We start from the raw sequence: 22,909 nt of genomic DNA, 5'->3' as shown, positions 1-22,909 counted from the left end.
GCACCGCCCAGCGAACCGGCGTGAGCGATCCGGCGCTCCGCCTCGCAACGCCCGACGACGCGGCGGCGATCAGACGTATTTACGCGCCGTACGTCACGGAGACGGCGATCACCTTCGAGACGGCGCCGCCGAGCGTCGCGGCGTGCCGCGAGCGGATCGCGGAGACGCTCCCCGACTATCCGTGGCTGGTCTGCGAGCGCGACGGCGACGTCGTCGGCTACGCGAGCGCCGGGCCGATCCGCGCGTACGGCGCCTTCGAGTGGGCCGTCGAGAGCACCGTCTACGTCACCGAGTCGGCACAGCGCCGCGGGATCGGGAGAGCGCTCTACGAGGCGTTACTCGCGCTGCTCGATCGACAGGGGTACGTCGTCGTCTACGCCGTCGTGACGCTCCCGAACGAGGCGAGCGTCGCGCTCCACGAGTCCCTCGGCTTCGAGCACGAGGGGACGTTCTCCGGGATGGGGTACAAGCACGGCGCGTGGCACGACGTGGGGTGGTGGTCGTACGCCCTCGGCGAGCGCCCGGCGGACCCGGACCCGCCCCGACCGCTCACCGCGCTCCGCGGACGCGAGGCGTGGAACGAGGTCCTCGGATCGCTCGACGCGCCCGCGGAGTGACCAGCCGTCCGCAGCGCGGAGAGAAACACGAGACCGGGCACGCCGACGACGGCGGCGGCGGACGCGAGCGCGGCGGGCGGCGCGTCGACCGGACCGCGCGCCGTCTCCTAAAGCGTTTTAGGAGCCACCACCCACGTAGCGCTATGGGCCAGCGTCTCCGCCGGTTCAGCCGCCCGCTCCCCGTCCTCCTCGTCGTCACCGCGCTCGCGCTCCTCGCCCGCCTCGTCGCGCTCGGCGCGCGCGTCGCCCACCAGGACGAGGGGCGCGTGGCCGACTGGATCCTCCACTACATGACGGTCGGACAGTGGCAGTATCGCCCGATCATCCACGGCCCCTTCCTCCCGCACGTCAACGGCGTCGTCTTCTCGTGGCTCGGGGCGACCGACGCCACGATGCGCCTCGTGGTCGCCGTCGGCGGCGGCCTCCTCCCGCTCTGTGCCTACCTCTACCGCGACCGACTGCGCGACGACGAAGTCGTGATCTTCGGTCTCCTGCTGGCCGCGAGCCCCGCGCTCCTCTACTACTCGCGGTTCATGCGCAACGACCTGCTCGTGGCCGCCTGCATGATGGCCGCGCTCGGCTGTTGGTCGCGGGCGGCCGCGACCCGCCGGATCCGCTACGTCCTCGCGGGGACCCTCCCGTTCGCCCTCGCGTTCACGATGAAGGAGAACGCCCTGCTCTACCCGGTGGCGTGGATCGGCGCGGGCGTCCTCGTCCTCGACAGACACCTGCTCGCCGCGGCGCTGAGCGAGCGCGGCCTCGTCGCGTCGGTGACCGACGCCGTCGGCGAGTGGAGACGGAGCGCCGAGACGCGGACCGCCGCCGCGTTCCTCCTCGCGCTTCCCGCCGCGCTCCTCGTCTTCGCCGCCGTCGTCGTCGCGTTCTACGCGCCGATCCCGGAGGTGTACGGGCTCTTCGGGGGGCCCGGCGCGTTCGCGGGCGTCGTCGAGACGGCGACGGTCGACACGTGGCACGCGTTCGTCGGCACGTGGGCGCACGCGGGAATGAGCAGCCACTCCACCGTCGAGTTCGTCGGCCGCCTCCTGAAGATCGTCGGGCTGACCGCGACCGTCACCTGCGCGTTCGCGCTCGTCGGCTTCGTCCGAGAGCGCTACGGGCGCGGCGGGACGCGGAACGTCGTCGAGTTCTGCTTCTACTGGGGGACGGCGAGCATCTTCGGCTACGCGGTCGTGACGGACATCCTCGCCGGGTGGCTCGCGACGCACGTCGTCGCGCCGCTCGCGCTCCCCGCCGCGGTCGGCCTCGCGTGGGTGCACCGCGTCGGCAAGCGCGGCTACGTCGCCGGGGAGCCGATCGCGTTCCGCCTCGCCGCCGCGGTGTTGCTCGTGAGCGCGGCGGTCGTCGGCGGCACCGCGGCGTACACGAGCTACGCCGCCCCGCAGGACGGCGAGACGAACCCGCTCGTCCAGTACGCCCAGCCGGCGGGCGAGATGAAGCCGACGCTGGCCGAGATCGAGACGGTGGCCGCGGCGCACGACGGGATCGACGTCGTGTTCTACGGCGAGGAGTTCTACAACCCGAGCGACCTCGAACGGCCGCCGTCGCTGGAGATCGAGAGCGGGGGGTATCCGGGCTGGTTCGCCCGCCTCCCGCTCCCGTGGTACTTCGATCGGTACGGCGCGCGGGTCGGGAGCACGACCGACCGGAGCGTCCTCGCCGACCGCCAGCCGCCGGTCGTGATCGCGCTGGAGAGCGAGGCGGGAGCGGTCCGGAGCGCGCTCGACGCGGACGCCTACACCGAGCGCACCCATCAGGGGTACCAGTCCGGGCGGCCGCTGGTCTTCTTCGTCCGCGACGACGCGACCGAGGGAGCGACGACCGACGCGGCGAGCGCCGACGCGGCGGGCGCGATGCCGGCACCGAACGGGAGCGTCGTGGCGGCGTGACGCGCCGTCGGTCGTCCGACGGTCTTATGCGGCGGGAGCGTCAATTCCGGGGGTAATGACCGATCGGGCGCTCGACGTCGTGGAGTTCCTCCTGACCGCACGCGTCTACGAGCGCAACACCGACCTCGACGAGAACGACCTCCCGCCAGCCGTCCGGAGCGCGCTCTGGGACGGCGACGGCGTCCCCCGACCCCCGCAGGCGACCGGCGAGGCCGTCGCGGAGGCGACCGACATCGCGGATCCGTGGGACGAGGTAGCGAGCCTGATGTTCACCGAACAGGACTCGTTCTCGGGGCGAATCCGCCTCGTGGACGACGAGATGGCGAAGGAGTGGTACGCGAACCACGCGGACGCCCCGCGGATCCAGGCGAACCCCGCGCTCGCCGCGGCCTACGAGGACGACTTCGACGACGTCGATTACGCGGCCGCCCGCGAGGCCAACCGTCCCGTGCAGGCCGACCCGCAGTGGATCGACGGCCTGCTGGAGGACATGTTCGACGAGGACGACGAGGAGATGCTCGACCTCGTGGAGGTGCAGGCCCCCGCGGAGATCGAGACGACGCTCGACGACCTCGTGCTCACCGACGAGCAGCAGGCGGAGACCGCGAAGGTCTCGAAGGCCATCGAGCACCGCGACTACCTCGCGCAGGTCGGGCTCGTCGAGGTCGGGAAGCTCCTCTTCGTCGGCCCGCCCGGCACCGGGAAGACCAGCACCGCGAGGGGGCTCGCCCACCGCCTCGATCTCCCGTTCGTCGAGGTGAAGCTCTCGATGATCACGAGCCAGTACCTGGGCGAGACCGCGAAGAACGTCGAGAAGGTCTTCGAGGTGGCGAAACGCCTGGCGCCCTGCGTGCTCTTCATCGACGAGTTCGACTTCGTGGCGAAGACCCGGACGAGCGACGAGCACGCCGCGATCAAGCGCGCCGTCAACACCCTCCTGAAGGCCATCGACGAGATGAGCCTCGTGAAGGACGACGTCCTGCTCGTCGGCGCGACGAACCACCCGGACGAGCTCGACGCGGCGGTGTGGCGGCGCTTCGACGAGATCCTGAGCTTCCCCAAACCCACCGAGCCGATGCGCGCGGACATCCTGCGGATCGTCACGCGCGGCATCGAAGTCGAGGGGTTCGACCCCGAGGCGATCGCCGCGAACACCGACGGTCTCACGGGGAGCGACCTCCGCCTCGTCCTCCGCGAGGCCGTCTTGGACGCGCTCGTCGAGGACCGCACCACGCTCTCGCAGGCCGACCTCCTCGACGCGGTCAAGTCCTTCGAGGAGCGCGATCACCTGCGGAACCTCGACAGCCTCGAAGAGGCGGTGGAGACGGAGGACGACGCGCACGACCACGGACACGATCACGACCGCGACCACGAACACGAACACGCGCCCGCCGACGCGGACGACTAGGGATGCGCGTGACGCTGCTCGGGACGGGCGACACCGCGGGAACGCCCCGGCCGGGGTGCGACTGCGACACCTGCCTCGCCGCCCGTGAGCGCGGCGTCGAGCGCACCCGCTCGTCCGTCCACGTCCGCAACGAGTCGACGGGCGACGTCCTCCTCATCGACGCGAGCCCGGACTTCCGACAGCAGTTCCTCCGCGAGGACGTGGCGCTCCCCGACGCCGCCGTCATCACGCACATCCACTTCGATCACCTGGACGGCTTGGGCAACGTCTATCGGCTCCTCGATCACCTCCCGGTCTACGCCGCGAACGAGACGGACCCGAAGACGAACGAGAGCGTCGCCGGGACGATCCGGCGGAAGTACGACTACCTCGAGACGGTGAGCGTCCAATCGCGGACGCCCCACGAGTCCTTTCGCGTCTGCGGCTTCGACGTCACGCTCGTCCCCGTCGACCATCCCCCCCTGCTCACCTACGGCGTCGTCGTCGAGGAGCCCGAGACGGGCGCGACGCTCGCGCTCTCGGGGGACACGAGCTACCGGGTGCCCGCGGCCTCCCGAGACGCGCTCCGCGACGCCGACCTCCTGCTCGCCGACGGCATCGTCCCCGCGAGCCTCTGCGATTACCACCCGCTCGGCGGCCGCGACGAGGACGAGACGGGGACCCCGCGGACGTTCGGCACGAAACACATGACGCGGGAGGGCGCCGTGTCGCTCGCGGACGACCTGAACGCGGCCGAGTTGCGCGTGGTGCACGTCGCCCACCGCTATCCGCCCGACGAGGCGTTCGCGGCGCCGCTGGCGGTGGACGGCGAGACGTTCTCACTCTGAGGGGGAGGCGTACGCGACGCCGGTGACGAGGAGGCCGACGACGACGCCGGAGAGGACGACGCGAACGCCGGAGCGGGTGAGCGGGCGAGTGCGGGACACGTCGGAGAGCGGAGCCGAGCGCAGTTAGTCGTTCGTCCACCGCCCGAGGCCGGCCTGCGTGCGCGCGCTCGACGCGTCCGGGTCCCACGCCTGTCGGGCGGCGCGCTCCGCTTCGGGATCGACGTCGGGCGCGTCACCCGCGGCGTACCCCGGGCACGCCGGCCCGCACTCGCTCGCGGGATCGACGAGGCGGTCCTTGTACGCGCAGTCGGGGAGCGTCTCGACACCCGCCTCGCGCCCGCGCTGGGCGTTCGCACACGCCGGGAGGTCGTAGGTCCGCCACCCCTTCCCGTAGGCGCGTTCGGCGACGCGACGCCGTTGGGTGGCCTTCTCCGATGGGGAGACGGTGGCGACCTCGCGCCGACCGGGGTGGGCGTCGCCGGGTTCGAGCCCCCAGCTGTCGGCGTCGAGGCGCGTCGGTTCGCCCACCACCTCGATCGGCTCCGCGGCGTCGACGTCGACGCGCCAGACGCCGACGTCGGGCGGGAGGCGGTTGAGGTGCGCGCGCGTCACGTACGACTCGGTGGCGAGGACGGCGTAGTCGAGGACGCCGAGCGAGACGTCGTGGCGGAGTTGCGCGTCGAGGTCCCCCGGCTCCCCGAGGTCGGGTTTGTTCTCGATCCCCACGAGGTCGCCGACCCAGTCGGGGTAGCGCGCGGTCCGGCGGACGACCGCGTGGCCGTCCCGCCTGTCGAGGTCGAAGAAGCCCGCCTCGTGCCCGCGTTCGGCGAGGTCGCGGGCGCGGGCCGGCGACCCGTCGAAGGCCGCGGTGACGCGACGCCACCGGCCGACGCCGACGTCGGCCTCGACCGCGGCGACGGGAATCGCGTGGGGCGTGAGCCGCGTTCGAGCGTCGAACTCGGGGCCGCGCGTGAGACAGACGACGTCGACGATGCGCCCGCCGGCGGCACGGACGCTCGTCCCGAGTTGGCGCGCCACCACCGGATACGACCGTTCGAGGTGAGCGCAGAGCCGGAGTTCGAACGCGAACTCTCGCATACGCCACGGGAGGGGCGCCGCGGGGTTAAGCGCCGCGTCGGATCAGGCGGCGAGCGCGACGTCGAGGGTGAGCATCACCATCAGGCCGGCCATCGTGCCGAGGGTGGCGGTGCGCTCGTAGCCCCGCGCGTGGCTCTCGGGGATGATCTCGTCAGAGATGACGTAGAGCATCGCCCCGGCGGCGAACCCCATCGCGTACGGGAGGACCGGAGTGGCGACGAGGACGGCCCACGCGCCGAAGACGGCGACCGGAACCTCGACGAGGCCGGCGCGAAGCCCCGTGATCATGGCGTAAAAGCGCGTTCCGAGACCCGCGTTGCGCGCGGCGATGGCGACGGCGAGCCCCTCGGGAACGTTCTGGATGCCGATGGCGAGCATCAGGGGGAGCGCCTCGCCGAGGTTCCCGGTGCCGAACCCGACGCCGACCGCGAGGCCCTCGGGCATGTTGTGGAGCGTGATGGCGACGATGAAGAGGAGGACGGAAGCGACGCGACCGTCGACGTCGAGGCCGGGGTCGTCGCTCGACGCCTCGGGATCCGTCGCGTCGCCCGTGTCGCGTTTCGCGGCGTCGGCGCGCGTGCCCCCGGTGACGAGGACGTGGACGTGGGGCACCCAGCGGTCCGCGCGGTCGAGGAGGAGGACGCCGAGGACGAGGCCGACGAGCACGGGGACGAGGCCACCGGCGTCGATCCCCGGGAGGATGAGGCTGGTGAAGCTCGCGGCGAGCATCACGCCTGCGGCGAACCCCAGCGCGCCGTCGAGCGCGCGCTCCGAGGGATCGCGCCAGACGATGATGCCGAGCGCACCGACGAGGTTGAGCGCGGCGATGACGAGACCCCCGACGAACGCCTGCACGATCGGGTTAGAGCCGGCGACACCGACGAACGCGTCGGCGAACGCGCTCATCGGCGTCGATCGGTGAGTCGCGAGTGGTTCCCGGTGGTGGGTGAACGTGTCTGCATGCCGGTCGTAGGCGGAGGCGGGGGATAGTACCTGCGGCGGTCGGGGGTGGTCGTGCGAGGCGTCGACACGGGCTGAGAACCGCCGCGACGGCGTCGAATCGGGGGCTTTATCATTTCTGCGGGGTGAAGTACCCGCAAGATTACTGCATGGCAGGAACTCACCGCCAACCGGAGGTGAACATCGGTCTCGTCGGGCACGTCGACCACGGAAAGACGACGCTCGTGCGCGCGCTGTCCGGCGAATGGACCGATCAGCACTCCGAGGAGATGAAACGCGGCATCTCCATCCGACTGGGCTACGCGGACGCGACGTTCCGGCGTTGCCCGGAGGACGAGCCCCCCGAGTGTTACACGGTCGAGGAGCACTGTTCGGAGCACGACGTCGACACCGACGTCCTGCGGACGGTGTCGTTCGTCGACGCGCCCGGGCACGAGACGCTGATGGCGACGATGCTCTCCGGCGCGTCCCTGATGGACGGTGCGGTGCTGGTCGTCGGCGCGAACGAGGCGGTCCCTCAGCCCCAGACCGAAGAGCACCTGATGGCGCTCGACATCATCGGGATCGAGAACGTCGTCATCGCGCAGAACAAGATCGACCTGGTCGACGGCGAGCAGGCCCGCGAGAACTACGAGCAGATCCAAGAGTTCGTCGAGGGTACCGTCGCCGAGGACGCCCCGGTCGTCCCCGTGTCGGCCGAGCAGGAGATCAACCTCGACGTCCTCATCGAGACGATCGAGGAGGAGATCCCGACCCCCGAGCGCGATCCCGACGCGGACCCGCGGATGTACGTCGCGCGCTCCTTCGACATCAACCGCCCCGGCACGACGTGGGAGGGGCTCACTGGCGGCGTCCTCGGCGGGAGCCTCGTCGCGGGCGAGCTCGACGTCGACGACGACCTCGAACTCCGGCCGGGCCGCGAGGTCGAGGAGGGCGGCCAGTCCGAGTGGCAGTCCATCACGACGACCGTCCGCTCGCTTCAGGCGGGCGGCGAGGACGTCGACACCGTCACGCCCGGCGGCCTGCTGGGCGTGGGGACGGGCCTCGATCCGAGCATGACGAAGGGCGACGCGCTCGCCGGACAGGTCGCCGGCCACCCCGATGCGCTCCCGCCGACGTGGGAGTCCTTCGAGATGGAGGTCGACCTCCTCGAACGCCTCGTCGGCGCGGAGGAGGGCGAGACCATCGACGACATCAACACCGGCGAGCCGCTGATGCTCACCGTCGGCACCGCCACCACGGTCGGCGCGGTCACGTCCGCGCGCGAGGGCGAGTGCGAGGTGAACCTCAAGCGCCCGGTCTGTGCCGAGGTCGGCGACGTCATCGCCATCAACCGCCGCGTCGGCGCGCGCTGGCGTCTCATCGGCATCGGCCGCCTGCAGGGGTAACATGACGGAACGGGTCGCACTGGACGCGAACGCGCTGATGATGCCGGTCGAAGTCGGCGTTCGCGTCTTCGAGGGGCTCGATCGGGTCTGCGCCGACTACGACCCGGTCGTCCCCGACGTCGTCGCCGACGAACTGGCGTCGCTCGCCGACGGAAACGGCGAGGCGGCGACCGCGGCGGCGGTCGGGACGGACCTCGCGGCCCGCTGTGACGAACAGGAGACGGACGGACAGTACGCGGACGACGAGATCGTCGCGCTCGCCGACTCGGGCGCGGTCGACGTCGTCTGCACGAACGACGGCCCCCTCCGCGAGCGCGTACTCGCGGCCGGTACCCCGGTGATACACCTCCGGGGCCGGAATCGACTCACACGCACGCACCCATAGATGTACAAGCGCGCACGCCTGAAGGACACGGTAGAAGTACCCCCGGAGCACCTGGCGAACGTCTCGCCGGACCTGGTGAAACGCTTACTCCAGGACAAGCTCGAGGGGCGCATGGACGAGAACCTCGGTAGCGTCGTCACGGTGACGGAGGTCCACGAGATCGGCGACGGCGCGGTTCTCCCGAACCGACCTGGGGTGTATTACGAGGCGGAGTTCGACGCCGTCACGTTCGACCCCGAGATGCAGGAGGTCATCGACGGTGAGGTCGTCGAGGTCGTGAACTTCGGGGCGTTCGTCGGGATCGGCCCCGTCGACGGCCTGCTCCACGTCAGCCAGATCAGCGACGAGTACCTCGCGTACGACGAACAGAACCAACAGCTCGCCAGCCGCGAGTCCAGTGAGGTGCTCGGCGTCGACGACGCGGTCCGCGCACGGATCGTCACGAAGAGCATCGACGAGCGCAACCCGCGGGAGTCGAAGATCGGCCTCACCGCCAAACAGCCCGGTCTCGGCAAGCACGAGTGGCTCCGCAAGGCCGACGAGAACCCGGAGGCCGAGTAGGATGGCGTCGAACCGCCTCGCCTGCCACGACTGTCACCGGATCGTCGAACCCGACGAGGACGTCTGTCCCTACTGCGGGTCGAACGACCTCACGGAGGACTGGGCGGGCTACGTCGTCATCACGCACCCCGGGTCCTCCGAGATCGCGGAGAAGATGGAGGTCACGGAGGCGGGCGAGTACGCGCTGAAGGTCCGCTGACGGGTCGATGGAGACCGTCGCAACGTTGCCGAAGAGCGCGCGCGCGTCGTTCAAGGAGCCACTCGGCCCCGTCTTCGCGGACGCACACGAGCTACTCGACGGCGCGGGCGAGCCGATCGTCGCCGTCGGCGACGTCGTGAGCGCGCACCTCGGGCGGGCGGGCGTCGCGCCACACGTCGCGGTCGTCGACGGGAAGACGGAGCGCGAGTCGATCGCCGACGACGTGCTCGCCGACATCCCGAACGCGCCGCGGACCGTCGGCGTCGACTCGAAGCCGGGGACGCTCTCCGCCGAGTTAGTGCGCGCGCTCCGCGACGCCATCGACGCCGACGGTCCGACGCGGATCGACGTGACGGGCGAGGAGGACCTCGCCACGGTGCCCGCCGTCCTCCTCGCGCCCGCCGACGCGACGGTGGTGTACGGCCAGCCCGGCGAGGGGATGGTGCGCGCGAACGTCACCGCCGGCCTCCGCGAGCGCGTGCGCGACCTCGCCGAAGAGCTGGAGACGACCGCGGCGTTCTGGCGGCTCGTCGAGCGTCAGTAGTCGCGAAGCCACGCGAGGACGACGCCGACAGCCCCGAGAAACGCGAGCAGGAGGCCGACGGCCGAGACGTCGCCCGCCGAGGCCGAGTGGAGGAACCAGCCGAGCAGGAGCACCGCGAGGCCGGCTCGCTGCGCCGATGCCGTGCTCATCGGATCACCGTGGAAGGCATACGAGCGAGGACGGCGGAGCGCGAGAAAAGCGTTCGGCCGACCGACCGATCCACGTCGCCGGTGTCCGCGACCCGAGTGGCTCGGAGAGCCCGGTAGAGTCGGGGTTCGCTCGCCGTCAGGCGAGGCGCAAACGACCCCTACGGGGTCGTACAGCGCTTTTGGCCGAGCTTTTGCAAGCGACGGCGCGGCTTCGCCGCGCCGAGCGCTGCGAAAGGTCGTTCGTAATGCTTTTACTCGGTTCGGCGCCTTAGTGGATGACAACTGATCATGGAAATCGAAATCCTGAGCGAGGAGGGCAATCCGCTCCTCCACAGACAGGAGGTCCAGTTCGAGATCACGCACGACGAGGCGACGCCGTCCCGTCTCTCCGTCCGCGACTCCCTCGCGGCGACGCTGGACAAGGACAGCGACGAGGTCGTCGTCCGCAGCCTCGATACGAAGTTCGGGATGCGCAAGACCGTGGGCTACGCGAAGGTCTACGAGTCACCGGACGCCGCCATCGACGTCGAGCAGGGCCACATGCTCGAACGCAACAAGATCGAGGCCGAGGGGGCCGAGAAAGCGGAGGCTGAGGAGTAATGTCCCGCGCCGACTACTACAACGACGACGGCACGGCGTCGAAGACCCAGTGTCCGCGCTGTGGCGACACCTTCCTCGCGGATCACTCGGACCGCGAGCACTGCGGGAAGTGCGGCTACACCGAGTGGAAGTAACGCGCTAACGTCTTTTCATGCGCGTCGTCGGGATCGAAGGGACGGCGTGGTGTGCGAGCGCCGCGGTGTTCGATACGGAGCGCGATCGCGTCAGGATCGAGTCCGACGCGTACGAACCGGAGAGCGGCGGCATTCACCCGCGCGAGGCCGCAGAGCACATGCGTGAGGCGATCCCGGCGGTGATCGAGACCGCCCTCGAAGACGCCGAGGGTCCGATCGACGCGGTGGCGTTCGCGCGCGGGCCGGGCATCGGGCCGTGCTTGCGGATCGTCGGGTCGGCGGCGCGCGCGCTCGCGCAGGGTCTCGACGTCCCGCTCGTTGGCGTGAACCACATGGTGGCACACTTGGAGATCGGTCGCCATCGCTCGGGGTTCGAGTCGCCGGTCTGTCTGAACGCGTCCGGAGCGAACGCGCACGTCCTGGGGTATCACAACGGGCGCTATCGCGTGCTCGGAGAGACGATGGATACGGGCGTGGGGAACGCCCTCGATAAGTTCACGCGCCACGTCGGCTGGTCGCACCCGGGCGGTCCGAAGGTCGAGGACCACGCGAAGCGCGGGGAGTACGTCCCGTTCCCGTACGTCGTGAAGGGGATGGACTTCTCCTTCTCGGGAATTATGAGTGCCGCGAAGGACGCCTACGACGACGGGACGCCCGTCGAGGACGTCTGTCGGGGCTTAGAGGAGACGGTGTTCGGGATGCTGACGGAGGTCGCTGAGCGCGCCCTCTCACTGACGGGGCGCGACGAGCTCGTCTTGGGAGGCGGGGTCGGCCAGAACGCCCGGTTGCGCGGGATGCTGGCGGCGATGTGTGAGCAGCGCGGCGCGGGCTTCTACGCGCCCGAGCCCCGTTTCCTCCGGGACAACGCGGGGATGATCGCGGTGCTCGGTGCGAAGATGTATCGTGCGGGCGATACGCTCGACGTCGCGGAGTCGGCGATCGACCCGGATTACCGGCCGGACGAGGTGGCGGTGACGTGGCGCGACGACGCGGAGGACGTGTTGCTCGGCGGGTCGGGCGGCGACCTGCGCGGCGCGGAGGCGATCGTCGAGGCGGACGAGACGAGAGTGACGAAGACTCGTCGGCCGAAGGGATACCGTCACGACGCGCTCGACGCGCGCCTCCGCCGGGAGCGGACGACGGGGGAAGCGCGCCTGCTCTCGGAGGCGCGGCGCGTCGGCGTCCCGACGCCCGTGCTCTCGGACGTCGACGTCCCGGAGAGCACGCTGCGGATGGAACGGGTCGGCGACACCGACCTGCGCGACGCGCTGAATGAGGCGCGCATAGCCGCCGTCGCCGAGCACCTCGCGGCGATCCACGACGCGGGCTTCGTCCACGGCGATCCGACGACCCGGAACGCGCGCGTCACGCGCAGCGTGACGCGGGACGAGCGAGCGGGAGCGGAAGCGACACACGGGCAGCGCGCCTCGCGCGATGGGAGGGCAGAGCGCGTCCACCTCATCGACTTCGGCCTCGGCTACTACACGGACGACGTCGAGGATTACGCGATGGACCTCCGCGTCTTCGAGGGGTCGATCAGGGGGACGGCGAGCGACCCCGAGCCGCTCGTCGCGGCGGCGGAGGCGGCGTACCGCGAGGCGGGCGATCCGGACGTCGTCGCGCGCCTGCGGGAGGTCGAGGAACGCGGGCGTTACCGATAGCGAAAAGCTTCTTCCCACCGCCCACCGTAGCGTCGCGTATGCCCGAGAAACCCACGTCCGGCGAACTGTTCGGCGTCCCGTACAACTTCGAGCGTCCGTCGCTCTCGAACATGCTGAAGGCGTATTGGCAGCCCGGCGAGGGGATGCTCGTCGAGAAGCCGTTCGGCGTCGGCTACACGCTGAACCTGGCGAACTGGCGCTCGTGGATCGTCCTCGCCATCGCCGGCGTCCTCCTCTGGCAGCAACAGCAGGGCGAGGACGAGGAGGGGGCGGTGGACGAGGCCGTCGAAGTCGTCGTCGACGAGTAAGCGTCGCCGACGGTTTCGAACGCTCTTTGGTCCGCGGCGATGCACGATAGGCCATGAGCCTACTCTTCGTGACGACGAACGCCGGCAAGGTGCGCGAAGCGCGCGACTACCTCGACGCGGCCGTCGAACAGTTCGACTACGACTACGCGGAGATCCAGAGCGACGACCTCGCTGCGATCGCGGCGCGCGGTGCGCACGAAGCCCACGAGGCCGCGGGCGGCGGCGATCCGGTGATCGTCGACGACTCGGGGCTGTTCGTCGGCGGCCTCGGAGGGTTCCCCGGGCCGTACTCCTCGTACGTAGAGGACACGCTCGGGATCGAGCGCGTCTGGGAGCTCGTGCGGTCCCTCGACGACCGCGCGGCGGCGTTCCGCTCCGTCGTGGCGTACGCGGACGGGGAGACGGTCGAGACGTTCACCGGGGAGGTGTCGGGGCGGATCGTCGCACCGCGCGGGGCCGGCGGGTTCGGCTTCGATCCGATCTTCGAGCACGAGGGAGAGACGTTCGCGGAGATGGGGACCGAGGCGAAGAACGCCGTCTCGCACCGCGGGCGCGCGCTCGCGTCGCTCGCGGAGTGGCTGGCCGAGCGCGAATAAGCGAGGGGGACGTCAGGCGCGCGGATCGCGGTCCGGGCCGGGGTAGTCACCGCCGACGACCTCGGGGTAGAGGCGCTCGGGGTCGAAGAGACGCGCGAACCCGTCGGGTGGCGAGAAGCTCACGGTGACGTACTTCTTGACGGTCGCGTTGGTCCGTGCGCTCCGCAGCGATTCGTCGAAGGTGAGGACGCGCGCGGCGTCGCCGTGCGCGGCCGAGGCGAGCGCGGGATGGTCGCCGTCGGGGTGATCGACGAGCGCCGCCCGCGACGCGACTTTCTCGCGCCAGTCGGTGGCGAGGGCGCCGTCGGCGAGGTCGGCGATCACGGCCTCAGCGTCGTCGAGCAGCGCGTCGCTCGCCACGAGCGTCATCCACGAGTGCGCGCGCACGACGTCGAGGGCGTCGCGGGCGGCCCCGCCGACGAGGAGGTCCGCGGCGAGGACGTCGGCGTCGGCGACGACGCGCGAGATGTCCGGCGGATCGGGGTCGCGTCTACTCATCGGCACCCCGACGGTCGGCGAGCGCGTCGCGCACGTCGTCGAGGGCGACGTCGTAGTCGGCGGCGCGATCGAAGAGGGCGTCCCAACGTTCCATACGCGACGGCGAGGGTCGGCGCGCGGATAAAGTCACGCGTCGGCGTCGCGTTCCCCACAGGGGAGGACGTGCCAGCGTCCGGGCGGGACGGCGACGGTCGTCTCCGTCGGGGGATCGGTCGGCGCGTACGCGACGAGTTCGGCGTCCCCGACGGCGAGCGTGACGCGGTGCGCGGCGTCTTCGCGGACGGCACGCGTGACGCGCGCGGGGACGCCGGTGTCGACGCCGACGCGGACGTGTTCGGGGCGGACGGCGAGCGTCCCCGTCGGGGCGTCGAGGCCCGCGGGGAGGTCGGTACTCTCGACGACGGTGGCGCCGGTGAAGGCGGCGACGAAGCGGGTCGCGGGGCGCTCGAACACCGCCTCCGTCGGACCGACCTGCGCGACGCGACCGCCGCGGAGGACGGCGACGCGGTCGGCGACGGCGCGCGCGGTCGTCCGGTCGTGGGTGACGTACACCGCCGTCTCGTCGGCGAGGACGTCCACGAGGTCGTCGCGGAGGCGCTCGCGCGTCGGGGCGTCGAGCGCGGAGAGCGGTTCGTCGAGGAGGAAGGCGTCGGGGCGGACGCAGAGCGCGCGCGCGAGCGCGACGCGCTGTTTCTCTCCCCCGGAGAGCGTCTCGGGAGAGCGCGTCGCGAGGTCCGCGACGCCGAGGCGCGCGAGGAGGGCGTCCGGGTCGCGGGCGTCCTCGTGGTACGTCGCCCCGAAGGCGACGTTTTCGCGGACGCTGAGGTGGGAGAAGAGCGCGTAGTTCTGAAAGACGAGGCCGAGATCGCGCTCCTCGGGCGGCGCGTCGTCGAGGGAGCGACCGTCGAGTTCGATCGACCCGTCGTGGTCGTGGAACCCCGCGAGGAGTTCGAGGAGGAGCGTCTTCCCGCTCCCGGAGGGCCCGAGGAGGCAGAGCGTCTCGCCGTCGCGGACGGTCAGGTCCGCGGCGACCTCGAACGTCGTCGCGTCGTCGCGGAACGCGGCGCGGACGTCGAAGCGAAGCACTAGGCCCACCTCCCGGCGTCGCGGGTGAGCGCGCGGACGGCGAGGAAGACGACGACGCAGACGGCGAGGAGGCAGACGGCGACGGCGACGGCGGCGTCGAAGTTGACGTCGAGTTCGCGGACGACGAAGACGGAGCCGAACATCGCCTGCACGCGCTCGCCGGCGGGCGGGTAGAAGACAGAGACGTTGTACGCGACGACGGCGACGGCGCCGTACTCGGAGACGGCGCGCGCCCACGAGAGGATGGCGCCGGAGAGGACGCCCCGGACCGCGAGCGGCGCGGTGACGCGGCGAAAGGTCTCGAAGCGCGAGGCGCCGAGCGAGCGCGCGGCGCGTTCGGCGTCGCGATCGACCGTCTCGAATCCCTCGCGTGCGCCGTCAACCGCGTAGGGCGCGCTGACGAACGCGAGCGCGAGGACGAGGCCGGGGACGGCACCGAGGACGGGGAGCGTCGGGAACGCCCCGCCCTCGCCGAACGCGAGGAGGACGGCGAGACCCGCGACGCTGTGCGGGACGACGAGCGGGAGGTCGACGAGGGACTCGACGAGCGGGCGCCCCGGGAAGCCGCGGCGCAACAGGAGCGCGAGCGGGACGCCGAGGACACAGGCGAGCAGCGTGGCGAGCAGCGGGGCGTAGACGGAGAGGTAGAGCGTTCGTCGAACGTCTGGACGGGCGAGCGCGGCGAGCACGCTCTCGGGCGAGGCGACGGTGACGAGCGTGACGAGCGGATAGACGAGCGCGACGAGGAGCGCACCGCTCAGGCAGGCGGCGACGATGCCGAACGGGCCGCGGTCGGCGAGCGCACCGAGGCAGGCGGCGCTGGCGACCGCGAACGCGACGTACAGGGTGGGACGACCGAGAGCGTCGGCGACGAGGAACGCCGCGACCTGCACGGCGCCGACGGCGAGCACGAGCGCGCGGGCTCCAAGCGCGGGAACGCCGCCGTAGCGAACGTCCGTGGACACGAGTTCAGAGGGACAGGGGGCCAAGCGAGGACTTCGCTTTCGCTTCCGCCATCACGGCGTCGGGCACTGCGTCCGACGACGACGCCGGTACCACCGCGGTGTCGAGCGCGGAGAAGCCGTCCCGTGCGACGACGTCCGCGCCGTCGCCGAGCGCGTACGCGATCCACTTCGCGCCCCAGTCGGGGTGCTCGGCCGTGTTCGGGACGGTGATCCCGTACGCGATGGGCGCGCCCGTGTACGTCGTCCCGCCGGCGTTCACCGTGGCCTTCGCGTAGTGGTCGGCGTACGCGCTCGTCGCCTTCGAGAGGTCGACCGCGTGCTGGAGGTCGAGCGTGTTCACGTCGTGGGTCGCGCTCGTCGACTGGTACTCCCACGCGTAGTCGATCTTCCCCGAGTGGAGCTGACTCAGGAGGGCGACTTCGTCGCTCGCCGGGACGTGCGCGTTGTCCTTCAGCGACCGCGCGGTCGCATCGTCGTAGAGCGCGTCGCCTCGGAAGGGGATCGCACCGAGATCCATCGACATGAGCGAGCGATATCCGTTCGGATCGACCGCGGGGTCAGAGTGCGCGACGGAGACGTCGTCGCGCGTCAGGACGTCCCACCAGTTGTCGGGCGTGATCTCGTCGGCGTACGCTGAGTCGTCCGTGTACGCGAGCGTCATCGCATTCGTCGAGAAGATCGCGTACCAGTCGCCGTAGTCGGGGAGGAGGTCGTCGCGGAGCAGCCGGAAGTCCGCGACGGCGAGGACGTCCGCGGCGCGATGGGGCGGCTGCGTGATCTTCTTCGTCGAGCGTACCGACCCCGCGGACTCCTGACTGACCGCCGCGTCGTAGCGCTCGGTGAACCCGTCCTCGAGGTCGTCGAACGCGGCCGTGAGACTCCCGGCGTGGAAGAGTTGCACCGTCCCGGACGAGTCCGACGACGCACTCGCTTCGCCCGTACTCGACGATCCCGAGCCCGTCGAATCCGTCGCGCTCTTCGCACCCGAGCCGCCGTCAGTCCCGACGCAGCCGGCGAGACCGCCGAGACCCGCGACACCGAGCGCACCGAGAACGTCGCGGCGCGACCGTTGTTTCGTCATAGATATAACGCTCGCGGCCGGCGACATAACGGTTTTGCTCGGGGATCGGATATGGTCGATATGGACGCCGACGCCGGCTTCGACGCCAGCCTCCGCGCCGACGACGTGGCGTTCGGCGCGCGCGATGCCGCCCTCCTGCGCGCGATCGACGCCACGGGATCGCTGAACGCCGCGAGCGACCGCCTCGGTCGCTCCTACTCGCGCGCTCACGAGCGACTCGACGACTTGGAGAACGCTTTCGGGCCGCTCGTCGAGCGAACGCGCGGCGGCCCCGGCGGCGGCGGCACGACGCTCACCGACGACGGTCGCGCCCTCGTCGCGCGCTTCGAGCGCCTCCGCGCGGGCTACGCCGCCATCGCCGAGACGACGGTAGCCGTCCTCGACGGGACCGTCACGGACCGGACGGGCGAGCTCGGCGTCGTCGACACCGAGGCGGGTGCGATCCGCGCGCTCGTCCCACCGGACACCGATCGCGTCGAAGTGAGCGTCCGCGGCGACGCCGTCACCCTCCACGACCCGGACGCGTCGCCGGCCGCCGACGCCACGAGCGCGCGCAACCGCTTCGAGGGCGTCGTCACGGCCGTCGAGCGCGGTGACGCGGTCGTCCGCGTCGCCGTCGACATCGGCGCGGGGACGCCGATCGACGCGCTGCTCACGGCGACGAGCGTCGAACGCCTCGACGTCGAAGAAGGGGCCTCGATCGTCGCGTCGTTCAAAGCCACCGCGACGCGTGCGACGCCGCGGGAAGCGTGACTCGGCGAAGAGGAAGGGGAAGGAGAAGAGCCTAGGCCGGGATTTGAACCCGGGGTCTCGTCCTTACCAAGGACGCGCTTTACCGCTAAGCTACCCAGGCAGGCACTCTTCCGTAGCCCGGTTTCGACTTTAGGGGTTTCGATTCGAGTCGGAGAGGGCGACCCGTCAGTGATCGGTCGCGGAGGGGCGGACGGCGTCGTCGCTCTCGGGCGCGGACGGGCCGGCGACGCGCGCCATCACGTCCGCGGGGCGCTCCGGGAGGACTTCCGCGGGGGAGCCGAGCGGGCGCTCACCCCACGAATCAGCGAGACCGACCGCGTACTGTCGGAGACCGAGCGGGACGTCGGCGCCGACGGCGCTCGCGCCCGCGACGACGGCGAGGTCGAAGACGGAGGCTTCGAGCGAGCGCGTCGTCGACTCGCGCCCCGCCTGCACGTCCGTCCGCTCGCGGCCGAACTCCCGGACGGTCCGGACGGCCGCGTCGGCGGCCTCAGTGCGCGCGAGCAGGCGAAAGCCCTTGGCGACGAGCACGTCCGCGGCGAGGACGTCGAGGTCGGCGGGCGTGTCCGTTTCGTCGCCCGTCCACGGGACCGTCTCGACGAGGTCGCGGGTGAGCACGAGTCCCTCGTAGACGAGTTGGACGCCAGCGGCGCGCTCCGCGAGTCGGTCGCCCGTGTGGCCGGGCGTCGCGTTCGCCGCGAGGAAGACGAGCGCGCCCGGGACGACCGAGCACTGAGCGAGTCGGTCGGCCATCGCGCGCTGGAGGTCGGACGGTTCGACGTCCCGGACCGCCTCACGTGCGGCGGCCCGAGCCTGCTCGGCCTCTTCCATCGGTTCGACGTAGCCCGGCGAACGGCAAAGGCCTTTGGAAAGCACGGACGTCCGCCGCACGTCCATTTTCGCGCCTCAGAAGAGCGCGTCGGGCGCGGGCGGGACGTGGCGCTTGTGCTCGCTCGCCGCGTGGAGGTCCCGAACGTGCTCGACGTTCTCGATCGTCGTGTCCGCGATCTCCGCGGTGGCGGCGGGCGGGACGCTCCCGTCGATCGTCAGCGCGATGACGGCGTCGAGCGTGTCGTAGTCCATCCCGATCTCCTCCTCGTCGGTCTGCCCCGCCCAGAGACCCGCGGTCGGCGTCTTCTCGACGAGGTCCGTCGCCGCGCCGAGGTCGGCGGCGAGCTGCCGGACCTGCTGTTTGTACAGCGTGCCGAGCGGGTGGCAGTCGACCGCCCCGTCGCCGTACTTCGTGAAGTAGCCGATCGCCGCCTCCGTGCGATTCCCCGTCCCGAGCACGAGCCCGCTCTCGTGGTTCGCGACGAGATAGAGCAACACCGCCCGCGAGCGCGCGCGGGCGTTCCCGACCGCGATCTGATCGCCCTCCGCCTCCGGCACGGCGTCGAGGAACTCGTCCACGATCGGGTTGATCTCGAGGACGTCGTACTCGATCCCGAGCGTCTCGGCGACGCGTTCGGCATCGCTCATGTTGTCCGCGTCGCTCACCTCGCCCGGCATCACGAGGCCGTGGACGCTCTCCGCGCCGAGGGCCTCGACCGCGAGGTACGCCGTCGTCGTGGAGTCGACGCCGCCCGAGAGCCCGATGACCGCGCGCTCGGCGTTCGCGTCCGCCAGTTGCCCCTCGATGAACGTCTCGATGTGAGCGCGTTGTGCGTCGAGTTCCTTCTCCGAGAACTGTAAGTCGAGCGGCTCGATGTCGGACATACGCGACCCTACACCCGGCGACGACTAAAACCCACTCGCCGACGCGAAACGGTGGACGCGCGTCCAGTATCGAAACGCTACGTTCAAGTGGGAGAGCGGACTACGCTGTGACGCACGGGACGCGAGCGCACCGGTGGTCTAGTGGTAGGACATGAGCTTCCCAAGCTCATAGCCCGGGTTCAATTCCCGGCCGGTGCATTTCCATCTTTTTCCGAGTCAGGTGTGGTTCGAGAGAGCTTCGCTCTCTCGTCATCACGAAAGGCGCGACGCGCCTTTCGAACGACGCGGAGCGCACCCGTCCCCGCAAAAACATGGGTGAAAATCTCCCGCGAGCCGACGGCTCGCGGTACAGTATCGAACCCGCACGCGACAGCCGCGACGGCTGCGCTAAGCAGCGTCTGTTACTCTCAGCCCACGAGCGCGTTATCGAGTTAGAATCCGGCAAGCGAAAAAGCAGCGACAGTCCGCCTCAGACTGCAGTCTGGAGGACGCCGCTCGTGCGGACGAAGAAGTAGACGAGGAAGGCGAGCGCGAGGAGCCACTGACCGATACGGACCTCGGCGGCGTCCCCGACGGCGGTCTTGACGACGGGGTAGGCGATAATGCCGGCGGCGATGCCGTACGCGATGGAGTAAGTGAAGGGCATCACGAGGATCGTGAGGCCGGCGGGGATCGCGTGCGTGAGGTCGTCCCAGTCGATCGCGGTGACGTTCGAGAGCATCAGGATGGCGACGACGACGAGGGCGATGTGACTCGCGTACTGCGGGATCGCGGCCGCGAGCGGGACGACGGCGAGCGAGAGGAGGAACAGGACAGCGACGACGAGCGCGACCATGCCCGTCCGGCCGCCCTCCTCGACGCCGGTCGCGGACTCGACGTACGTCGTGACGGTCGAGGTGCCGAGCATCCCGCCGATCGTCGTGCCGACCGCGTCCGCCATCAGCGGCCGGTCGGCGTCGGGGAGGTCACCGTCCTCGTCGAGGAAGCCGCCGGCCTGTCCGACGCCGACGAGCGTCCCCGCGGTGTCGAAGAAGTCGACGAAGAAGAACGTGAAGACGATGAGCGCGAAGCTGAAGGCCTCGACGTTCGCGAAGCCGCGGAGGAACGCGCCGACGAGCGGGCCGATGTCGTACTGCGCCTGCGGCAGTTCGCTCGCGGCGATGCCGCCCTGCTGGACGAAATCGCCGATCAGGACGCCGGGGCTGACGACGCCGATGAGCGTGAGCACGGCGCCCGCGGCGGAGGTGACGAGGATGCCGATGATGATGCTGCCCGTGACGCCGCGGGCGTAGAGCGCGAGGGTGAAGAAGAGGCCGACGAGCGCGAGGACGGCGACGGGGTTCTGTGCGAGGTTTCCGAGCGTGAGGAGCGTCGCGGGGTCGTCGGCGACGACGCCCATCGCCTGCAGACCGATGATGGCGAGGAAGAGACCGATCCCGGTCCCGACGGCGAACTTCACGGGTTCGGGGAACAGCTTGATGACGTACTCGCGGGCGCCGACGGCGGTGAGGAGGATGAAGACGAGGCCCTCGACGACGACGGCGGCGAGCGCCGTCTCCCACGGGACGCCGAGCGTGCCGACGACGGTGAACGCGAAGAAGGCGTTGAGCCCGAGACCGGGCGCGAGCCCGAACGGCCGGTTCGCGTAGAACGCCATCACGAGCATCGCGATCGCCGACGCGAGGAGCGTGACGACGGCCAACATCTGGACGGTCTGGTCGTGGCTGTAGCCGGCGAGCGCGACGCCGGGTTTGACGACCTCGCCGTCGGCCGTGACCTGCGTCATGATCGACGGGTTGACGACGACGATGTACGACATCGCGAGGAAGGTCGTGATGCCGGCGACCACCTCCGTGCGCAGGTCGGTGTTGTGCTCCTCGAAACCGAAGTACGCCGCGAGTGTATCGGTGAACCCCATGCGGTACGTCCGTGGATACCCCGTCGTGCGGACTTAACTGTTACCACCTGGGTTGCACGACACTGTGGGTATCAGGCGTCTCGGTCATCTCGTTCGACACGAACGTGCCGAAAAATAAGGCAGTCAGTCGAGTTCGGCGAGCGCGCCCGTCGGCGCGTCGGTGCGGGTCCGGGCGCGTTCGATCCCCTCGTCGCCGGCGGCGATGAGCGCGAAGACGCCCGCGACGTCGGCCTCGGCGGCCGCGACGATATCGAGGAGGAGCTCCTGCGTCTCGCCGGATCGGATGAGGTCGTCGACGACGAGCACCGACTCGCCCGCGTCGACAGCGGACGCGGGGAGGTAGTAGGTGAGTTCGATACCGGACTGGAGGCGCTGGCGGGCCTCGATGAACTCGTCGACCGCGGTCTCCTTCGACTTCTTCGCGTACGCGCAACGCGCGTCGTAGTACGACGCGAGCGCGGCGGCGAGCGTGATGCCGTCCGTCGCGGCGGTGAGGACGACGTCCGGCCGCTCGAAGTCGAACGACTCGGCGGCGACGGGCGCGACGAGGTCGAGGAATGCCTGATCGAAGACGACGTCGGAGTTGTCCACGTACCCCTCGTCGTCGAGGCGGACGCGCTCCGCGAGTTCGTCGCGGAGGACGCGCTCACCGACCTCGGAGACGACGGCGCGCGCGCGGTCGGCGCTCGGGAGCACGTGGCCGTTCACGTAGCGGTTCAGGTCGCCCGCCGGGAGACCGGTCTCCGCGGCGAGTTCGTCGTACGTACGCGTCTCCTTCAGGGTCCGCAGGACGGAGACGGCCTGCAGTTGGAGGGCGGCCTTCTCTGCACGGTTCATACACCTAGTCACGATTACAGAGGTATGAATATCTCGAATCGAGTGCAACTGGAAAGAGACAGTGTTGCGCAAACGTGTAGTCACACGTGCGCGGCCGTCGAGGACGGCGTCGTGGCGCGGCCGACGGGGGGCTGTCCCGCCGTCGCGCTCGTCGCGAGGAGGAGTTACCGATCGCCGTCGAGCAGGTCGCTCGCGGTGACGAGCGCCTCCATCTCGACGCCGTGTTCGGCGAGGCGTTCCTCGCCGCCCTCTTCGCGGTCCACGACGAGGAGTGCGCGGTTCACCTCCGCACCGGCGTCGCGCAGTGCCTCGACGGCGTCGGCGGCCGATTGGCCCGTGGTGGCGATGTCCTCGACGACGACGACCTCCTCGCCGTCCGCGAGGCGGCCCTCGATCCGGTTCGCGGTGCCGTACTCCTTGGCCTTCTTGCGCGCGATGACGTACGGCACGTCCGCGGTGACGGCCGTCGCGGCGGCGAGCGGCACTCCGCCGAGGGCGACGCCGCCGAGTTTCGCGTCCGCGTCGATCCGCTCGGCGAACGCCTCCGCGATGAGGCGCAGACAGCGCGGGTCGGTCTCGAAGAGGTACTTGTCGACGTAATACTCGGAGGTGCCGCCGTGCGACAGTTCGAACTCGCCGTACTGGACTGCGTCGGCGTCCTGCAGAGCCGCGATGAGCTCGTCGTCCGTCATTACCCGAAGAGAGGCGGCGAG

27 protein-coding genes and 2 tRNA genes are annotated in these 22,909 nt (G+C 70.6%); 16 read left to right on the top strand and 13 right to left on the bottom strand.

The genetic code is table 11. From position 1 onward, the window contains the following. The first annotated feature begins 20 nt into the window (after nucleotides 1-20). From J2754_RS03120 to J2754_RS03105, 4 genes are all read left to right on the top strand, one after another. Nucleotides 21-617: an arsinothricin resistance N-acetyltransferase ArsN1 family B gene (locus tag J2754_RS03120; RefSeq protein ID WP_211086722.1), complete on the top strand. Its 597-nt coding sequence runs from the start codon at nucleotides 21-23 to the stop codon at nucleotides 615-617. A 143-nt stretch (nucleotides 618-760) separates the two neighbouring features. Then, the gene (locus J2754_RS03115) at nucleotides 761-2,524 is read left to right on the top strand and encodes a flippase activity-associated protein Agl23 (protein ID WP_211086649.1); all 1,764 of its coding nucleotides are present in this window, start codon (nucleotides 761-763) and stop codon (nucleotides 2,522-2,524) included. Between the two features lie 55 nt (nucleotides 2,525-2,579). Beyond that, nucleotides 2,580-3,932 (top strand): ATP-binding protein, encoded by a 1,353-nt coding sequence (locus J2754_RS03110; protein ID WP_211086648.1) that lies wholly within the window; start codon nucleotides 2,580-2,582, stop codon nucleotides 3,930-3,932. 2 nt (nucleotides 3,933-3,934) lie between these two features. After that, complete coding sequence (locus J2754_RS03105) at nucleotides 3,935-4,759, top strand: MBL fold metallo-hydrolase (protein ID WP_211086647.1); 825 nt, start codon at nucleotides 3,935-3,937, stop codon at nucleotides 4,757-4,759. Between the two features lie 123 nt (nucleotides 4,760-4,882). Here J2754_RS03105 and J2754_RS03100 read toward each other — a convergent pair whose 3' ends face one another. Together J2754_RS03100 and J2754_RS03095 are read right to left on the bottom strand one after the other, a co-directional pair. Next, nucleotides 4,883-5,857: a DUF5787 family protein gene (locus J2754_RS03100; protein ID WP_211086646.1), complete on the bottom strand. Its 975-nt coding sequence runs from the start codon at nucleotides 5,855-5,857 to the stop codon at nucleotides 4,883-4,885. A 42-nt stretch (nucleotides 5,858-5,899) separates the two neighbouring features. Next, nucleotides 5,900-6,763, bottom strand: a complete 864-nt coding sequence (locus J2754_RS03095; RefSeq protein WP_188877624.1) for a ZIP family metal transporter — start codon at nucleotides 6,761-6,763, stop codon at nucleotides 5,900-5,902. 203 nt (nucleotides 6,764-6,966) lie between these two features. Between J2754_RS03095 and J2754_RS03090 the strand changes: the two genes are divergently transcribed. Genes J2754_RS03090 through J2754_RS03070 form a run of 5 tightly spaced genes read left to right on the top strand, consistent with a single transcriptional unit; the run spans nucleotide 6,967 to nucleotide 9,894 of the window. Next, nucleotides 6,967-8,205, top strand: coding sequence for a translation initiation factor IF-2 subunit gamma (locus tag J2754_RS03090; protein ID WP_211086645.1), 1,239 nt, complete (start codon nucleotides 6,967-6,969; stop codon nucleotides 8,203-8,205). A gap of 1 nt (nucleotide 8,206) precedes the next feature. Next, a complete protein-coding gene (locus J2754_RS03085) occupies nucleotides 8,207-8,590 on the top strand; it encodes a PIN domain-containing protein (RefSeq protein WP_211086644.1) in 384 nt (127 codons plus the stop codon). Next, entirely contained in the window at nucleotides 8,591-9,151 is a 561-nt protein-coding gene (locus tag J2754_RS03080; RefSeq protein WP_188877621.1) for a DNA-directed RNA polymerase, read from the top strand. Nucleotide 9,152: 1 nt separating this feature from the next. Then, nucleotides 9,153-9,350 carry a transcription elongation factor subunit Spt4 gene (spt4, locus tag J2754_RS03075; protein ID WP_188869467.1) on the top strand — a complete coding sequence of 66 codons (198 nt, stop codon included), beginning with the start codon at nucleotides 9,153-9,155 and terminating at the stop codon, nucleotides 9,348-9,350. 7 nt (nucleotides 9,351-9,357) lie between these two features. After that, on the top strand, nucleotides 9,358-9,894 hold the full coding sequence (locus J2754_RS03070; protein ID WP_188877620.1) for a GTP-dependent dephospho-CoA kinase family protein: 537 nt from the start codon (nucleotides 9,358-9,360) through the stop codon (nucleotides 9,892-9,894). On the opposite strand, the gene J2754_RS03065 is transcribed toward J2754_RS03070, so the two are convergent. After that, entirely contained in the window at nucleotides 9,888-10,043 is a 156-nt protein-coding gene (locus J2754_RS03065; protein ID WP_211086643.1) for a hypothetical protein, read from the bottom strand. The genes J2754_RS03070 and J2754_RS03065 overlap by 7 nt on opposite strands. 288 nt (nucleotides 10,044-10,331) lie before the next feature. Between J2754_RS03065 and J2754_RS03060 the strand changes: the two genes are divergently transcribed. Genes J2754_RS03060 through rdgB form a run of 5 tightly spaced genes read left to right on the top strand, consistent with a single transcriptional unit; the run spans nucleotide 10,332 to nucleotide 13,342 of the window. Further along, nucleotides 10,332-10,643 carry a 30S ribosomal protein S24e gene (locus J2754_RS03060; protein ID WP_211086642.1) on the top strand — a complete coding sequence of 104 codons (312 nt, stop codon included), beginning with the start codon at nucleotides 10,332-10,334 and terminating at the stop codon, nucleotides 10,641-10,643. Continuing rightward, entirely contained in the window at nucleotides 10,643-10,777 is a 135-nt protein-coding gene (locus J2754_RS03055) for a 30S ribosomal protein S27ae (protein ID WP_188877617.1), read from the top strand. Before J2754_RS03060 ends, J2754_RS03055 begins: the two co-directional genes overlap by 1 nt. 17 nt (nucleotides 10,778-10,794) lie before the next feature. After that, nucleotides 10,795-12,438 carry a bifunctional N(6)-L-threonylcarbamoyladenine synthase/serine/threonine protein kinase gene (locus J2754_RS03050; protein ID WP_188877616.1) on the top strand — a complete coding sequence of 548 codons (1,644 nt, stop codon included), beginning with the start codon at nucleotides 10,795-10,797 and terminating at the stop codon, nucleotides 12,436-12,438. Nucleotides 12,439-12,476: 38 nt separating this feature from the next. Then, nucleotides 12,477-12,746, top strand: coding sequence for a DUF5808 domain-containing protein (locus tag J2754_RS03045; RefSeq protein ID WP_188877615.1), 270 nt, complete (start codon nucleotides 12,477-12,479; stop codon nucleotides 12,744-12,746). A 53-nt stretch (nucleotides 12,747-12,799) separates the two neighbouring features. Next, nucleotides 12,800-13,342: an RdgB/HAM1 family non-canonical purine NTP pyrophosphatase gene (gene rdgB / locus J2754_RS03040; RefSeq protein WP_188877614.1), complete on the top strand. Its 543-nt coding sequence runs from the start codon at nucleotides 12,800-12,802 to the stop codon at nucleotides 13,340-13,342. A 12-nt stretch (nucleotides 13,343-13,354) separates the two neighbouring features. On the opposite strand, the gene J2754_RS03035 is transcribed toward rdgB, so the two are convergent. The 4 genes from J2754_RS03035 to J2754_RS03020 all read right to left on the bottom strand — a co-directional run bounded on the left by J2754_RS03035 (nucleotide 13,355) and on the right by J2754_RS03020 (nucleotide 16,972). After that, nucleotides 13,355-13,840, bottom strand: coding sequence for a DUF7384 family protein (locus J2754_RS03035; RefSeq protein WP_211086641.1), 486 nt, complete (start codon nucleotides 13,838-13,840; stop codon nucleotides 13,355-13,357). A 126-nt stretch (nucleotides 13,841-13,966) separates the two neighbouring features. Next, complete coding sequence (locus tag J2754_RS03030; protein ID WP_211086640.1) at nucleotides 13,967-14,926, bottom strand: ABC transporter ATP-binding protein; 960 nt, start codon at nucleotides 14,924-14,926, stop codon at nucleotides 13,967-13,969. Beyond that, the gene (locus tag J2754_RS16410) at nucleotides 14,926-15,891 is read right to left on the bottom strand and encodes an ABC transporter permease (RefSeq protein WP_188877611.1); all 966 of its coding nucleotides are present in this window, start codon (nucleotides 15,889-15,891) and stop codon (nucleotides 14,926-14,928) included. Before J2754_RS16410 ends, J2754_RS03030 begins: the two co-directional genes overlap by 1 nt. A gap of 4 nt (nucleotides 15,892-15,895) precedes the next feature. Next, nucleotides 15,896-16,972, bottom strand: coding sequence for a substrate-binding domain-containing protein (locus J2754_RS03020; protein WP_188877610.1), 1,077 nt, complete (start codon nucleotides 16,970-16,972; stop codon nucleotides 15,896-15,898). Between the two features lie 60 nt (nucleotides 16,973-17,032). On the opposite strand from J2754_RS03020, the gene J2754_RS03015 reads away from it, so the two are divergent. After that, on the top strand, nucleotides 17,033-17,725 hold the full coding sequence (locus J2754_RS03015) for a TOBE domain-containing protein (RefSeq protein ID WP_188877609.1): 693 nt from the start codon (nucleotides 17,033-17,035) through the stop codon (nucleotides 17,723-17,725). 28 nt (nucleotides 17,726-17,753) lie between these two features. Here the strand turns inward: J2754_RS03015 and J2754_RS03010 are convergent. The 3 genes from J2754_RS03010 to J2754_RS03000 all read right to left on the bottom strand — a co-directional run bounded on the left by J2754_RS03010 (nucleotide 17,754) and on the right by J2754_RS03000 (nucleotide 19,441). Then, nucleotides 17,754-17,825 (bottom strand) — tRNA-Thr (locus J2754_RS03010). Between the two features lie 65 nt (nucleotides 17,826-17,890). After that, nucleotides 17,891-18,556, bottom strand: a complete 666-nt coding sequence (locus J2754_RS03005; RefSeq protein ID WP_188877608.1) for a DUF7114 family protein — start codon at nucleotides 18,554-18,556, stop codon at nucleotides 17,891-17,893. Between the two features lie 75 nt (nucleotides 18,557-18,631). Beyond that, on the bottom strand, nucleotides 18,632-19,441 hold the full coding sequence (locus J2754_RS03000) for an NAD+ synthase (RefSeq protein WP_188877606.1): 810 nt from the start codon (nucleotides 19,439-19,441) through the stop codon (nucleotides 18,632-18,634). Nucleotides 19,442-19,568: 127 nt separating this feature from the next. Here J2754_RS03000 and J2754_RS02995 point away from each other — a divergent pair. Further along, a tRNA-Gly gene (locus J2754_RS02995) sits at nucleotides 19,569-19,639 on the top strand. Between the two features lie 271 nt (nucleotides 19,640-19,910). On the opposite strand, the gene J2754_RS02990 is transcribed toward J2754_RS02995, so the two are convergent. The 3 genes from J2754_RS02990 to pyrE form a co-directional block, all read right to left on the bottom strand. Next, nucleotides 19,911-21,359: an NCS2 family permease gene (locus J2754_RS02990; RefSeq protein WP_188877605.1), complete on the bottom strand. Its 1,449-nt coding sequence runs from the start codon at nucleotides 21,357-21,359 to the stop codon at nucleotides 19,911-19,913. 123 nt (nucleotides 21,360-21,482) lie between these two features. Next, nucleotides 21,483-22,196: a phosphoribosyltransferase family protein gene (locus J2754_RS02985; RefSeq protein ID WP_188877603.1), complete on the bottom strand. Its 714-nt coding sequence runs from the start codon at nucleotides 22,194-22,196 to the stop codon at nucleotides 21,483-21,485. 164 nt (nucleotides 22,197-22,360) lie between these two features. Continuing rightward, nucleotides 22,361-22,888 carry an orotate phosphoribosyltransferase gene (gene pyrE / locus J2754_RS02980; RefSeq protein WP_188877602.1) on the bottom strand — a complete coding sequence of 176 codons (528 nt, stop codon included), beginning with the start codon at nucleotides 22,886-22,888 and terminating at the stop codon, nucleotides 22,361-22,363. Nucleotides 22,889-22,909: the final 21 nt, after the last annotated feature.

It is taken from the genome of Halarchaeum nitratireducens (genome assembly GCF_017874695.1).
Classification (GTDB): domain Archaea; phylum Halobacteriota; class Halobacteria; order Halobacteriales; family Halobacteriaceae; genus Halarchaeum; species Halarchaeum nitratireducens.
The sequence above is the reverse complement of the archived record's forward strand: the minus strand, read 5'-3'. Positions and strand labels throughout refer to the sequence as shown.